Source organism: Tateyamaria sp., from assembly GCF_059783535.1.
In genome coordinates this window covers 24,522-39,537 of the sequence record NZ_JBYNDP010000023.1, presented here as the reverse complement: position 1 = coordinate 39,537, position 15,016 = coordinate 24,522, and the positions used below count along the sequence as shown (strand labels likewise).

Sequence of the window (15,016 nt, the reverse complement as noted above, 5' to 3'; positions counted from 1 at the left end):
GTTGTGCTTGCGCCGGTCGATGTGATCGGCGGCGATTTCGATTACGACGCCGTGGTCGGCAATCTCGGGTTGGTGTATGAGTTGTCACCAAACGCCTCTATCTACGGAGGCTTCAGCCAAGGCTTTTCCCTGCCCGATGTTGGCGCATTTACAAGACGGGCTGGTACGTCGGGCGGGTCATCAACCGTTTCCTTTGCAGATATTCAACCTGAAGCTCAGATTGTAGATACTTGGGAGTTGGGGGTGAGGTACGATACAAACCGATTGTCGATCGATAGCTCTGTTTACTATTCGACCTCAGACGAAGGTGTGACCTTCGATGCCTCGACAAGTGAGATCAGCCAACAGAAAGAGGAGATTTGGGGCGCGGAATTTAGTCTCGACTATGACATGCGCGACGATTGGAGCGTCGGCGCGCAACTTGCCTTTGTCGAAGGGCGGTTCGACAGTGACGATGATGGCGACGTCGATGCTTGGCTGCCGAACAATCGCATTCCCTCGCCATTTACCGCCACATTGTATACCGACCGATCATTTGAGAACGGCCTGAACCTGTCTGGCGAAGTTGTCTTTTCCGCCGAGCGCGATCGCCCCGGCAATCCGCAGCTTGAGGACATGTTCCGTGTCAACGTCGGTGGCTCTTATCCGCTTGGCGCGGGTCGTGTGACATTCGGGGTGACCAATCTGTTCGACCGCCAGCAAGAAAACAGTGCGGCCAGCAGCGTGCGATTTAACGAACTGACCAACGATGCGGTGCGTGTCGCGGATGAAGGCCGGCGCGTGTCTGTCGGATATTCAGTATCATTCTAATAGCCGGCCTTACCGCACTCCGACTTGCAGAGTGCGGTAAGGCACACTGGATCATGCTGGAATGCGCACCGCATCCTCCGCTACCTCACCATCGGCCCAATCGACCAAACTAGCCGGTGAACGCCGCAGCGCGTCAAAAAGCGGCTTGCCAGTAAAGTCTTCCAAGATTGCTGCACTTCGCCAAGCGGTCAGGCTCAATTGCGGATCAACAATGCCATGCGATTGCCGCCCATGGTTCAGCCCATAGATTGGTGTTTCTTCGGGGCCATCCCATTGCACTCGGTAACGTGCATCAAGCGTCAGTGCGCCACCGGGGTCGGTTTCCAACCGATCGCGGATAGGGGCAAGACAGCCTGGCACAGCAGGTTGAAAGCCTGTGGCAAGTATCACGATATCTGCGTTCAGCTCTTCGACTGCCTTTACTGACGTTTCTGTGCTCAAACAAAAAACGCCAAAGCGCTGTTCGATCCGCGTTACGGTTCGCCCCGGACGAAGAGAGACGACGTCGCGCCCAGTTATATATCTGTGGCGATAAAGTTGGCGATAAATCTCGTCTGCCGTGGATGGCGTCAACCCATCGCTGCTGTACTTCTGTGCGGATACCGCTGCTTCTTTCGCCGCGTCCGTCAGGCCAAGAAACACATCATGGTAAGCGGGCGTATAGATCTGATCGACAAGACCGCCCTCTTGTAGGTGCCAGAATGCGCTGCGCCGGCTCAGCCATGTCAGTTCGGCTGGCATAGGGGCGGCACGCAGTAGATCCAGTACGATTTCTGCGCCTGTCTGGCCTCCGCCAATTACAGCGACGCGTTTGCCAGAGACGTCTGGGATCCGGTGCAGATATTCGATCCCGTGGAAACAGTTTGGCCCGAGGGGTGCACACTCCGGCACATGGGGAATCGGACCCGTGCCAATCGACAATCCCCGCGCCGTCAGCGTGTTTCCGGAGTCCGTACGCAGCACGAAACGACGGCCGTCATGCTCTACCTCTTGTACGGCCGCGCCAAACTGGCAGGTCTCAAGGTTACGCGCGACCCACGCCATGTAATCTGTGAACTCCTGCCGCGATACGGTTTCAAACCGGGCAGCCATGAAGTCGAAAAAACGGCCTTGTTGGACAAGGTAGTTCAGAAAGCTCCACGCACTGGTTGGAAGAACCGGCGTGACCATGTCCTTGAGATAGGATGTTTGCATAGCACTATCATCAAAGGCGAGGCCCGCATGCCAAGAGAACGTCGGCTTTTGGTCCAGAAATCGTGTCTTCAGACCTGATACGCCATGTGCAAGCGCTGCAAGACTAAGATTAAAGGGGCCGATGCCGATGCCGGCGAGGTCCGTTGAAAAGATATCAGATGTCATTTCAGGTCCTTTGTGTTGAGGGAGGAGCAAAGGCCAATGCGGCACCGGAGAGTGCAACAATGGCAAAGGGCGCTGCCGGAGAAAGCGCCATGAGCGCTGATCCCGACGCCACCCCGCCGGCCAGTGCCGCGATCTGGATCGCGCCATTCCAACCGGTGACCTGAAGCTGGGCATAGTCCTTGCGGGTCATGATTTCGGATAGGTTGAGAGTAAAGAGCAGCCCGGTTGAGCCGCCTATGACGAAGCTGAGCAGAAGGAACACTGCCAACTGGTCTGCCAATGGGACACATGCCGCAGCCAAAACCAGAAGCACGCCTGCGAGGCGTGCGGCGCATCGGCTCGCGTACCGCACAAGCAGGCGCAACGCTAGAAACAGACCCAGGTTCGCGGCAGCGAGGCAAAGACCTGCATAGCCTGCCGCCTTAACGGGGTCGGCATCCAATTTATCAAGGATCAGTGGGGCCAGCCCGATCTGCGCCGAGCCAACCGCAACCTGTGTCAAAACAGTGACCCGAAACGCTGTTAACCTTGGCGGACGAACAGTTGTGCGCAGGCTGGGAGCAGCTTTGTTGCGGCTCATCATCAGACTGATAGCGGCCCCAATGGCGGCGGGCAGCAATGGCACCAGGGGTGAGATCAGAAGAAGCGGTCCGATCAGGGCTGCAGAAAAAATGCGCCCGACACTGCCCATGGACTGCACGATACCCAAGCCACGTCGACTGTCCTTCTCCGCCGCACCCTGCGTTTGCGCGGCCATCATCAAGCCTGCTGCTGAAACGCCCTGCATAGATCTAATCAGGGCCAAGAGGACAAAAACCAAAGTCGCGCTCCAGCCCTGCACACCGGCTCCAACCAAATAAAGTAGCGCAAGATTGGCGAGCAGAAGTCCGCCGAGACCACCAAGCATGACTACCCGTCCGCCGAGCAAGCTGACAAAAGGCAAGGCAACGCCCGCTGTGACCAAACCCATGGCCACTGCCAGCCCAATCTCACTTTCATGCAAGCCCAAGGCCAGCGCTAGAACCGGGACCATGCCGATCAGTGCCGTCTGTTGGAATGCATGACCGGCAAGAACCGGCCAAAAGATCGAGAGAGGTGACATGGCAACCTTGCGAATCCTGACAAAAAGAGTCGGTAATACGTGCAAGACGAACAGTAAACGCGATTATTCCCGCTCGGCGAAAGGGCGCACATCATGACTCACTCCCAAATGGATGGCGATCTTGCGGCGCTTGATGCCTTTCTCAACTCGGCTCTGCGCGAAGGCCAATTGGCCGAGGCACAGCTTGGTGAGACCAGCCTGAGGTTTAAGGATCAGGTAGGGCGGAGCATCACAGTCGAGGTCAGGCGAAAATCAAACCTACGCACACTCTTCGGGCCTGGGATCAGGCGACATCGTACGCCCGTCTGGGAGGACCTGAACGTAGCGCAACTCTTGACCTCACTGGCAAAGGCAGGTGGTGATGCTTTTCGGAACCGGGTCATGGATAGCCTGGCGGGTCTTCGTCGCGCGCCGTTGACGAATGGACAGGCTGACACATGGAACTTCCTTGCTGCTGAACAGGCGCTTAAATCGGGTCATCCGTTCCATCCCAATCCGCGCAGCCGTGACGAGATGACTGTGCAGGATGCCAAACGCTACGCACCTGAGCACGAGCAGACTTTTCAATTGCACTGGTTTGCAGCTGACCCTGCACTAGTCGCATCGAACACCGATGCAGCAGGGCAATTACGGATGTTGGCAGACGCCGATCTTGGTGCGACGGATCGCGGCAAGGTTCCTCTCCCTTGGCATCCTTGGCAGGCTGAACAGCTTGCCGACCAGCAGGCGATAAGGGACTTGATCGACAGCGGGGCGCTCGTCGATCTCGGTTGTGGCAAAGGTGCATGGGGCGCAACATCGTCGATGCGCTGCGTGCATGGTTGGCACGCGCCTTTCATGGTCAAGACGTCGTTATCACTGCGTTTGACCAACTCGGTTCGGCACTTGTCTCTGCGCGAAGTGGTGCGAGGTGTTCACATCTCTGACCTGCTCAAATCGGACCTTGGCGCACGGATCAATCGGGACTTTCCAACACTGAACATCCTCGGGGAACCGGGTTATGCCGCATTGTTTGACGGGGCGGGCGCAGTACGCGACGACACAATTGTCGTCCTGCGTGACAACCCATTTCGCGATGCGTCCCTGCCGGGCCCTGTGATGCTAGCCGCTTTGTGCGAAGCATCGCCAAACGGGCGATCCCCTCTTGGAAAACTGATACTTACGCTTGGCCCGGATGCTGCGGCCCAGTGGTTTGTCCGCTTTTTGGAGGTTGCCATCAGACCACTCCTTGAGCTGCGCGCGCAATATGGGCTTCTGTTTGGCGCTCATCAACAGAACCTGATGCTGGCCCTCGATGGCGGGTGGCCCAAGGCTGTTTGGATTCGGGATTGCCAAGGCACCGGTCATTTGGACAGCTTCCACGAGATGTTAACGCAGCATTGCCCTGGTATTGGTGAAGGCGCTGAGAATGTCGTGGGCGCCAGCCTCGGCGATGGTCTGGTGACGTATTATGTCATCATCAACAGTGTGCTAAACACGTTATCCACGCTGGTTCTGGACGGGTTGGCGGACGAGGATCACCTGACGGACCTGCTACGCGATTTCCTGCGCCGCGCCCGAGTTCAGACCCCCGGTGACACCACACTTTACACCCGACTTCTCGAACAACCGACACTCACCTGCAAAGGGAACTTCGCAACCAGCCTCAGCGGTGTCAACGAAGCCGATGGCGACGCGCGCGGACAGGTTGCCAGCTTCCTTGACCTTCCCAACCCTTTATTGGAGCCCGTCCACGCATGACTCTCGATCCTGCCGCGTTCCCCAAAGCTGACTTTCTATCCCCCAACGATCTTGAGCCGTTCGCGCGGTGGGTCGAGGACCGCTTTGCCCAAGATCGCAAAGCCGCGCATATCGACCTGCCGCAAGAGATGGCGCGGGTAGGCCTTGATGCACGACTGCCCGGATATGTCGACACGCGGGACGGGGCCCGGCGCATTCATCGTTCTGGTTTCCTTCAGTCACCCGAGCCTTGGCTCAAGCATCCACACGCACGTTTTCAAAGTGCGGAGCTGATTGATGGCCCCGATGGTCGGAATCACCCTCTGCGTCCGGCAAATCCGCAAGGCATCGTATATGAGCGGTTCTTCGTTGATGCAGGCATAACCGTCACTTTTCGTTCCGTGGATATCGACCACGATCTTGATACCTTTCATCGTTGGCAGAATGACCCACGCGTTGCCTATTTTTGGGAAGAAGACCGATCGCGGGAAGAACTGCGTGGTTTTCTTGAAGATCGATTGTCGGACCCGCACAATTTCTCGGTGATAGGGGAATACGATGGCGTGCCCGTGGGGTATTTCGAGATTTATTGGGCACGCGAAGACAGGTTAGGCGCATACTACAATGCGGGCGCTTGGGATCGTGGTTGGCATGGTCTGATCGGTGAAGCGAACGCACTGGGACGCGCTAAAACATCAGCGTGGATTCGTGCATTGACCCATTACATCTTTTTGGATTGTCCAATGACCGATCTGGTGGTGGGCGAACCGCGTGTCGATAATGCAAAGCTGCTTCGCTATGCGGACGCCCTGGCGTATCGAAAGATCAAGGAATTTGATTTTCCACATAAACGATCCGCCTTGATGCATTGCGCCCGAAACGACTTTTTCGGCCGGGTGGCCCTATGAGCAAGAGCATGGATACAGCGCGCCGACGGCTGCTGGCCAAGATGATCAGTGAGTTGAGTTGGGAGGAGGTTCTGCACCCGAAAGGCAGCAATCCTGGAAAGGTTACACTGGCGTCTGGTCGGACCTACCAATTCCAGGCGACGCAGCGCATCTGGGGCAATCTGGACATCGAACCGGAAAGCTTGTCGGTTGATTGCGGTGAAGCCCCTTGCCCGCTGCGGTTTGTAGTTGATGCGCGTCAAGAATTGGGCATTACGCCTGACACTGAAGCAATGTTTTTGCGTGAACTGTCGAACACTCTGCGACAGGACATCGAGTTGGAGCGGCTTTTTGGTGACTTGGATTCACAAGCTTTGATCGCTCTGCCAGCGCGCACTTTGCATGCTGCGCTTGAGGGGCATCCGAAGGCAGTCGCGAATAAAGGACGACTTGGTTGGGGCACAGCGGACTTGGCTGCCTACGCGCCAGAGTATTCGGAACCAATGCAGCTTTGCTGGCTTGCAGCTGACCAAACACTGTTGCGCAGCGGTCGGTCCAGAAGCATTCGCGAGGACGATCTGCTTGGTAACGTACTCGGGACCGATCAGAGAGATGCCCTTAGGCAGGAAGCGCAGAAGGCCGGGGCAACGGATGCGCATGTCTTGCTGCCGGTCCACCCCTGGCAATGGCATAACCACCTGGAACAGTCTTTTGTGGTGGAAATCGCGCAACAGCGGTTGATCCCGCTGGGTCAGCACGGCCCAAAGTTTGTCGCGACGCCCAGCTTGCGCACACTGACACCTGTTGACGGAGGCCCATATGAGGTCAAGCTTTCGCTGGGTATTCTCAACACGTCGGCCTGGAGAGGCATGCCCGGGAAGTACATCGAACATGGTGGAGCACTTTCGGACTGGCTGACTGACATAGTTCGGGCGGATCCACTCCTAACTGGCCGCGTCATGGTTCTGCGCGAAGCTCTGGGCCATTGGGCTGCTCACCCGATTCTGTCTGATTGTCCTGATGCCCCTTATCGCCACCATGAAATGCTTGGTGCCATCTGGCGCGAAAATGCGGATGCAAAGGTCAGCCCCAACCAAAATGCCGTAATGGCGGCAGCTCTGTTTCATCAGGGTGCGTGCGGCACGTCATTGGCTCAAGCCTATGCCAATGCGGCAGGACACAGTATCGCGGTCTGGCTAGAAGCGCTTTTCAAAGTCACTGTGGTTCCGCTCTGGCACATGCTTTGCAAGTATGGCGTTGGGTTCATCGCACATGGCCAGAACATTACGATCATTCTGGAAAATCACATTCCGGTTGGCATGGCCCTCAAGGATTTTCAAGGCGACTTGGATCTTGTCGACCAAGATTTTCCAGAAATGGAAGGTTTGGACCCAGAGATACGTGCGCTGTTGCCGCGCAAACCACCCGCTTACATCATCCACGACATTCAGACTGCCCATTTCGTGACGGTGCTGCGCTTTTTGTCGATGGCGCTAGCTCGCACCGCGCAAATTGAGGAAGGCCGTTTCTACGGCATTCTGCGGGAGGTGCTCTTGGACTACAAAGCTTCACACCCCGAACTCTCAGATCGCCACAACATGTTTGACTTGTTTGAGAAAACGATGCCGAAGGTTTGCATCAACAAAGTGCGTCTTGCGATTGGCTACGGGGACAGTGGCGAACGTCCTCTGCCAGCGCGGGGTACCGATCTAGTGAATCCGCTCGCGAAAAACGGACATCTACAAGAGGACATCGATAAACAACTGCTGTCTGCCGGCCGTTAAGTCATCGAAAAATTCGGGACAGAGCCTGTCAAAGTCGAAGAGCGTGTTAGCGCTCTGAGACAAATGCAGTCTGACACGTTTCGGCACGGCCAGATGGAAGGCCAACGTTTCAACATGCGAGTCCGACGACTGGTTCGTGCCGCCCAGACACGAGCGTAAAGCTTCCTTTGCCTCGTCCCATACGGCACCGTGCGAGAACTGCCACGAGGGAACAAGCGCTGCCGTACCCCAATATTCTTTACTTCTTTTGTCAGGATAAATACTACTTACATGATCGCGCGCCCCACCTCCATCGGCAGGTCCCGTGCTGCAAAGAGGACAATTATGGGGGTGTCATGCTGCGTAGCATATTCGGGGGTGCGGCCTTTGCGGCCGTTTTTTCAAGTACTGTTCAAGCACAGGAGGCGCCGGTTGAACTACCGCCGCTCATTCTTGGCACAGCTTTGCGGGACGAACGGAACATTCTGGACACGCCGGTCGCAACATCGGTGATGGAAGACGAAGAGCTTGATCGCCAGCAGGCTGATACGTTCGACGAACTGGTCGGAGACGTACCGGGCGTTCTGATCGAAGGTGGACCGCGTGGCGTCGCGCAAGAGCCGAACATCCGTGGATTTCAGGACGAGCAGGTTGTCCTTCGGCTAGATGGGGGGCGTTTGAACTTCAACCGGGGTCATAGTGGTCGCTTCTTCTTTGATCCGGACATTGTTCAACGTGTCGAAGTTGTCAGGGGAGGTGGGTCAACCCTGTTTGGATCAGGAGCCATTGGTGGCGTGATCGCCGTGGAAACCAAGGATGCCGCTGACTTGTTGCGTCCAGGCCAAACAACGGGCGCACGATTGCGGTTTGGCTATTCGGACAATGGTGAAATCTATAGCCCGTCGACCACGCTTTATGGCGACTACGGAGCGTTCGACGTATTGGCATTTCTTGGTGGGCGTGAAGCCGGAGCGAACCAGGACGATGGCGATGGAAACCCTATCGCTAGGTCAGAGATCGACTCCGCCAATGGCCTTTTGAAGTTTGGATTTGAGCCAAATGCAGATCAGCGTTTTGAACTGAATCTATCCTACTATGAGGATGACGGTTTTGTACCTGCGGCTGCGGATTCGGTTGCAACATTTGATCCAAGATCTGGCAATGATTCCGAGCGAGAATCCGAAGTTTTCACCTACCGATTGTCTTGGGACTGGAAACCCGAAGGCTCCGACCTGATTGACTTATCTGTTCTGGTCTACGGTAACACGCTGGAAATTCAGGACGACAGGGTACGGGATGGGCGTGCAGACTTTACGGAATACGACACGATCGGGTTTGAGGTAGTAAACCGATCCCAATTCGATGTCGGTGTGCCCGTAGAGCTGGTTTATGGCGTCGAGGCATTCCGTGATGAGCAGACCGGCACGCGGGATGGCGGGCCGCGGACACAATTCCCAGATGCGGAAGCTACAACTTATGGCGTCTTTGCCGAGGCTACGTTTGGAGTCTCAGATCGTTTGGACATCATCGCAGGCGCCCGGTTTGATCATTACGATCGGGACGTTGATGATCCTTCACTAGCAGATGCAGAAGATGATTTCTTTGCGCCACACATTGGGTTCAGCTATCGACCCAATGATAATTGGCAAGTCTTTGGTAACGTTGCCCGAGCGTTCCGAGCGCCAACGTTGACGGAGCTGTACAACGATGGCGAACACTTTTCCTTTCCGCTTAGCCTGCCTCCAGGCCGTTTGGTTTTGGGCGAGAACAACTTCCTGCCGACGCCTGACCTTCTGCCAGAAGAGTCCACTCAATTCGAACTCGGTGCACGTTTCGAAAAGGCTGGCTTCGCGCGACCAGGCGATATTCTAAGAGTGTCCGCCAGTGTGTATTATTCTGATGTTAAAAACTTCATTGATACCGTTGTTGAGAGTTTTCCGGATGTGAGCGGATTGCCACCTTTCGGGCCACCGATAACGGTGGAGCGGAACACCTTTCAGCGCAATTTGGATGCAGAACTGTATGGTTTCGAAGCCGAGGTCGACTACGACGCGGGTAATTGGTTTGGTGGTCTCGCTCTGACATTGGCCGATGGTGATGCAAAAGAGGAAGGTGAGGAACTCGGGTCGATTCCACAACCACGCTTGACTGCAACACTGGGCTATCGTCCTTCGTCTAGTTGGACGGTAGGCGCACGTATTACTTTCGCGGGCGATCAAAATGACGTACCGGAAAACTCAGTCGCCGGAGAGTCTTACACGGTCGTTGACCTGTTCGGGTCGTGGTCTCCATCGGAAGGGCCGTTGCAGAACGCCACCTTCCGTGCTGGCATTGATAATGTATTTGACGAACAATACACGATCTTCCCCAATGATTTGCCCCAGCCCGGTCGGTCTCTCAAAGTGTCTGCCGCGTTCGAATTCTGAGCGTTTGCACAGAGGTCATCTTGCAGGTGAGGCCGCAGTGGCCAGCCTGTTTCTTTGCGCCGTGACGAAGGTCAGCGTACGGTGCTTTTTCATGCCTTGCGGTACCCGATTATTTCTGTCAGGAATTATGCACCCAGTGAACGCGGATTCTCTGCTTGCCCGGCATCATTCAACACTCGGGGCTGAGTGCCCCGCTCAGATGAAAGCTGGCTATCTTATGACCCTGTTTACCGATTTGCTGCGTATGGATGCATTGGCCCAACCTTATGGATGTGGCCTGAATCCCAAGTTGCGTGCAGCCATCGAAGCTGACACACGTTGGCCAAGCAAAGCTGCGTCGCCTGTACCAGTAGAGGGAGCCCCGTTGCCAGAGGGTGTGACCCGTTTGCCTATATCTTCGCAGCAGTCTGGGCAGAAACAAGCATGAGATTGCGCGCATTGCCCGAGGACGGAGCCGATCTGAATCTGAGTGATTTGGGATTTGATACATTCGAGGCGGGTCTGCTTGCTGTTTCCCGTTATTTCTTTTTGACCCATGCGGCACCCGAACGTCAGGCTTGGCAAACCGGTTTTGCTGTTGCCGTCGAACGATGGGGACCGGATATCGGATTGCCCGCCGCACATGCTGTAGCAAAACTAGTGCGGGCCGTAAGCGACGCTCGTACGGATTTTGGTTTTCATGATCCCTTTGGCACAGAGGCGCGCACAATGGTCACCCCAGACGAAGCGATGATGATGCGCATGCTACACCACATGCGGCGGGACGAGACACCGGATGCTCGCGATGCAGTTGAGGCATTGACCCACGGCGGAATGGACCCGCACGTGATCCGCGCAGGGCTTACTCTGTCTGCCAGATTTGGTGGTGGCGTACCTGAGCAGAGGCGCGCAGGCTGTGGCCCAAAGCTGCGTGTAGTGTCCTGATCAGCTATTTTTCGCCGCGACATGATTGTAAAGGCGAAGGCATGACTCAGAACGTTCCCTTTGCCAGAGAGCCTCTACATGCAGCCGAAGCCCTATCGGCGCAGCAGGGATGGCCACACACGGTGGCTGAGTGGCAGCAAATGCCGGAGTTGAGACAGGGGTTGGTGGCCATGCACAACGGGAATGTGGTGGGGACCACGCTTTGGTTCACCCAAGACCGTTTCGTTCCAGCTGCACGGGATTTTTTTGCCGCTGAAAAGAGGTTTTGTGATGCGGGACAACCGCGAATGTCACGAACGCCAGCCACTCTGGGAACCGCGCTAAAAGAAATTATGTGGTGCTGCCTCATTAGGAGACTAGCAGACGATCAGACATTGGCACTTCGCTGATCCAATGAAATAGCATCTTGACGCGGCATGTTACCGCGAACACCCTAAAGACCATGCCTCATAACCCCGCCAAATCGACCAGCCCCGTCACAATGCGTGACGTGGCACGCGCCGCAGGCGTGTCGCGGATGACGGTCAGCCGGGCGTTGAAAAAGGACAGCCCCGTTTCCCAGGAAACGCGCGACCGTATCCTCAAGGTCGTGCGGGAGATGAACTATGTCCCGGACCAGATGGCGGGCAGCCTCACAACCAAACGCTCTGGATTTGTTGCGGTGCTGGTTCCTTCTCTGAACAACCTACACTTTGCAGAAACAGTGCAGGCGCTCACCGAGGAGTTGGAAGGGATTGGACAACAGATCCTGCTTGGGCACACCGACTACTCTCCTGAGCGTGAGGAACAACTCGTCGAAGACATGCTCAAACGCCGACCCGAGGCCATCGTTCTGTCCTATGACGGTCATTCGGATCGGACCATCGCGCTGCTCAGCGACGCCCATGTTCCGGTGATCGAATTGTGGGAACGGCCTGACAACCCCATTGGCCACACCATCGGCTTTTCCAACCGGCAGGCGGCAGCAGATATGACCCGCGCACTAATTGACCGCGGCTATCGCAACATCGCCTTTGTCGGCGAAGCGGACGATGACTGGACTCGCGGCGCTGCGCGACGCAAAGGCTATCTCGATGCGATGGAAGAGGCGGGCCTGCCCGTAGACCGCGCGCTCAAGATCGGCAAACCACCCTTGTCTATCGAAGAGGGGGCCGCCGCCGCCACCCGTTTGCTAAACGACTTTCCGGACACCGATTGTGTGTTTTGCGTGTCCGATGCACCCGCCTTTGGCGTTCTGTCCGTGATGCTGAAATTGGGCAAATCCGTGCCTGGCGACATCGGTATCGCGGGCTTTGGAGATTTCGAAGTTTCGCGCTTTGCCACGCCGACGATTACGACTGTATCCGTGGACCCCAAGACCATTGGACGCGAGACCGGGCGGCTGATCGGACGCCTCTTGTCAGACGACAATCCGGCGAGTCGCACATTGGTCCCTGTGCCGGTCAATCTTTCCTTTCGCGACAGCACGAAATAACGAAACCAAGGATTTTCAGGTATTTACGCTAAGTGATTTTCCTTGTGTTACCGGTCACAATTGTTAATGTGACCGGTAACACAGAACGGAAGTACATCTATGCCCACCATTCGGCTTGATAATCTGGTGAAACGCTACGGCAACGTCGAGGTCCTGCACGGGATCGAACTCGAGATGGCCGAGAACGAATTCACCGTGCTCGTGGGCCCCTCTGGCTGCGGCAAATCCACAACACTGCGCATGATTGCAGGGCTCGAGGACGTGTCGGATGGCGAAATCTATGTCGATGACAAACCAGTCAGCCACCTCGAGCCCAAGGAACGCGATCTGGCGATGGTGTTTCAGGACTACGCGCTTTACCCGCACATGAACGTTGCGCAAAACATCAGCTTTGCCTTGCGCCTCGCACGCCGCCCAAAATCCGAGATCAATGCCAAGGTCAAGGAAGTGGCCGAGATGGTGGGCCTGACCGATTTCTTGGGCCGCAAGCCCGGCGCTCTATCAGGCGGTCAACGCCAACGGGTCGCCATGGCCCGCGCACTGGCCAAGGATTCTGGCATCTTTTTGTTCGACGAACCTCTTTCGAACCTCGACGCGAAGCTGCGCGGGCAGATGCGCGCTGAATTGGCCCTCATGAGCCAACGGGTTCAGAAAAACATGATCTACGTCACCCATGACCAGATCGAGGCGATGACGCTCGCCGACCGCATCGTCGTCATGCATGGCGGCTACATTCAGCAACAGGGTACACCCGAAGAGCTGTTCAAACGTCCGGTCAACAAGTTCGTCGCAGGCTTCATGGGTATGCCACCGATGAATTTCCTCGACGGCGCGCTGGAAGAGCGGGCAGGGGAGATGTGGGTCACGGGCGACGGCTTTGATCTGAAACTGTCGGGCGAGACCGCGGCCAAGGCCAAGGCGCATTCGAGCAACGAGGTGACACTGGGCATCCGGCCTTCTGACCTCAGCTATGACGACGCAGCTGATCCGGCAACGGCGCTCACACTCGACGTCCAGGTTTCGGAATACATCGGCGCGCAATCCGTCCTGCTCTGCAAATGCGGGTCGGCGCAGGTGATGGTCGAGGTGAACTCGGAAACACCCGTCGCGCTCGGCCAGACTCTCACTTTCGCAGTCAACCAGCGCGGCGTGCACCTGTTCGACCGCAAAACCGAAAACGCACTTTGAAAATCAATAAAGTTCTAAGGGAGGAACACATGTTCAAAGGACTGAAAACCACGGCGGTGGGTCTGACGACCGCGGCTATCATGGCAGGGGCGGCCTATGCCAACCCCTACGAAGAATATGCGGGCACGACCCTGATCGTGAACTTCCCCGCGCACCCGCACTACAACGCCGCGATGAAGGTGCTACCTGAATTCACCAAGGAAACCGGCATCGAGGTTGAGGTGGACCAGCTTCCGTACCTCAAGATGCGCGAGCGTCAGACGCTGGAGCTGGCCCAGGACGAGGGTGAATATGACCTGATTGCCTATGTCGTGTTTTCCAAAGCCGACTACGTCTTTGCAGACCAGCTTGAGAACCTTGCCAAGTATTTCATGAACCCCAAGCTGGCTGATCCCAGCTACGACGCCGATGATTTGATCGATGGTTATGTTGAGAATATTGGCGTTGCAGGCGGGACCAAAGGGTATCTGCCGGGCAAGACCGGATCGCTTTTCGGCATCCCCTTCGGATCAGAAACCTCGGTACTGGCGTACCGCAAGGACATCTTTGAAAAGCACGGGATCCCTACGCCGGAAACTTATGACCAGCTCCTGGATGCGGCCTGCAAAGTTCCTGAGGTTGAGCCCGGCATGGGCGGCATGGCGTCGCGCGCGGCATCCGGCCACCAGGCCAGCCACGCTTTCCTTCTCCACCTGGCGCCGTTGGGCGGTCGCGTCTTTGACGATCAGTGGAACCCGATCATCAACAATGCTGCGGGTGTCGAAGCGGCGAACGCGCTGAAAACCATTGTTGATTGCGGCCCAGAAGGCGCGATGAGCTTTGGACCGTCGGAAGCGGCCAACGCCTTCGCCAATGGTGACGCGGCCATGTTCATGGACTCCATCGCCTTCATGCCCGGTTTTGAAAACCCGGAGCGGTCCAAGGTTGTGGGCAAGGTCGGCTATGCCATGCACCCCGAAGGCGTGCGTCGCGGCAGCCAAACTGGTGGTTTCGGCATCGGTATCCCGAAGAACGCTGAGAACAAGGAAGCGGCCTTCCTCCTCATGCAGTGGCTGACGTCCAAGAAAGGGGACCTGATGGTCGCCATGGAGGGCGGCAACCCCTCGCGCTTCTCCACCTATCAGGATGCTGGCCTGAACGAAAAGTACCCGTTCGCGGCAACCTTTGGTGAGGCGCTGAAGTATGCGGATCCTGACTGGCGTCCGATCATCCCCGTCTGGGGCAAGATCAACGCCGATATCGGCACGACCATGTCCAAAGTGTTGACCGAAGATTTGGATATTCAGGAAGCCCTGGATGGAGTGGCCGAGCGGACTCGCGCCGTTATGGACGACGCCGGCTACTACACCTGGCAGTAAGCCTTT

At 56.6% G+C, this 15,016-nt stretch carries 11 protein-coding genes; 9 read left to right on the top strand and 2 right to left on the bottom strand.

Annotated elements, in window-relative coordinates:
• A partial coding sequence (locus AC6RA8_RS07105; RefSeq protein ID WP_500351561.1) for a TonB-dependent receptor domain-containing protein occupies positions 1 to 810 on the top strand: 810 nt, incomplete at its 5' end.
• Positions 811 to 861: 51 nt separating this feature from the next.
• Here AC6RA8_RS07105 and AC6RA8_RS07100 read toward each other — a convergent pair.
• Complete coding sequence (locus AC6RA8_RS07100; protein WP_500351559.1) at positions 862 to 2,169, bottom strand: lysine N(6)-hydroxylase/L-ornithine N(5)-oxygenase family protein; 1,308 nt, start codon at positions 2,167 to 2,169, stop codon at positions 862 to 864.
• Position 2,170: 1 nt separating this feature from the next.
• Complete coding sequence (locus AC6RA8_RS07095; RefSeq protein WP_500351557.1) at positions 2,171 to 3,271, bottom strand: MFS transporter; 1,101 nt, start codon at positions 3,269 to 3,271, stop codon at positions 2,171 to 2,173.
• A 93-nt stretch (positions 3,272 to 3,364) separates the two neighbouring features.
• Between AC6RA8_RS07095 and AC6RA8_RS07090 the strand changes: the two genes are divergently transcribed.
• The 8 genes from AC6RA8_RS07090 (at position 3,365) to AC6RA8_RS07055 (ending at position 15,010) form a co-directional block, all read left to right on the top strand.
• The gene (locus AC6RA8_RS07090) at positions 3,365 to 5,011 is read left to right on the top strand and encodes an IucA/IucC family protein (RefSeq protein ID WP_500351555.1); all 1,647 of its coding nucleotides are present in this window, start codon (positions 3,365 to 3,367) and stop codon (positions 5,009 to 5,011) included.
• Positions 5,008 to 5,898, top strand: a complete 891-nt coding sequence (locus AC6RA8_RS07085) for a GNAT family N-acetyltransferase (RefSeq protein WP_500351553.1) — start codon at positions 5,008 to 5,010, stop codon at positions 5,896 to 5,898. The genes AC6RA8_RS07090 and AC6RA8_RS07085 overlap by 4 nt, the downstream gene beginning before the upstream one ends.
• Positions 5,895 to 7,661, top strand: a complete 1,767-nt coding sequence (locus tag AC6RA8_RS07080) for an IucA/IucC family protein (protein ID WP_500351551.1) — start codon at positions 5,895 to 5,897, stop codon at positions 7,659 to 7,661. Before AC6RA8_RS07085 ends, AC6RA8_RS07080 begins: the two co-directional genes overlap by 4 nt.
• A 335-nt stretch (positions 7,662 to 7,996) precedes the next feature.
• Positions 7,997 to 10,066: a TonB-dependent hemoglobin/transferrin/lactoferrin family receptor gene (locus AC6RA8_RS07075; RefSeq protein WP_500351549.1), complete on the top strand. Its 2,070-nt coding sequence runs from the start codon at positions 7,997 to 7,999 to the stop codon at positions 10,064 to 10,066.
• A 423-nt stretch (positions 10,067 to 10,489) separates the two neighbouring features.
• Positions 10,490 to 10,990, top strand: a complete 501-nt coding sequence (locus AC6RA8_RS07070) for a hypothetical protein (protein WP_500351547.1) — start codon at positions 10,490 to 10,492, stop codon at positions 10,988 to 10,990.
• A 442-nt stretch (positions 10,991 to 11,432) separates the two neighbouring features.
• Positions 11,433 to 12,464 (top strand): LacI family DNA-binding transcriptional regulator, encoded by a 1,032-nt coding sequence (locus tag AC6RA8_RS07065; RefSeq protein ID WP_500351546.1) that lies wholly within the window; start codon positions 11,433 to 11,435, stop codon positions 12,462 to 12,464.
• Positions 12,465 to 12,563: 99 nt separating this feature from the next.
• On the top strand, positions 12,564 to 13,652 hold the full coding sequence (locus tag AC6RA8_RS07060; protein WP_500351545.1) for an ABC transporter ATP-binding protein: 1,089 nt from the start codon (positions 12,564 to 12,566) through the stop codon (positions 13,650 to 13,652).
• 29 nt (positions 13,653 to 13,681) lie between these two features.
• Positions 13,682 to 15,010 carry an extracellular solute-binding protein gene (locus tag AC6RA8_RS07055; protein ID WP_500351543.1) on the top strand — a complete coding sequence of 443 codons (1,329 nt, stop codon included), beginning with the start codon at positions 13,682 to 13,684 and terminating at the stop codon, positions 15,008 to 15,010.
• The last annotated feature ends 6 nt before the right edge of the window (positions 15,011 to 15,016 follow it).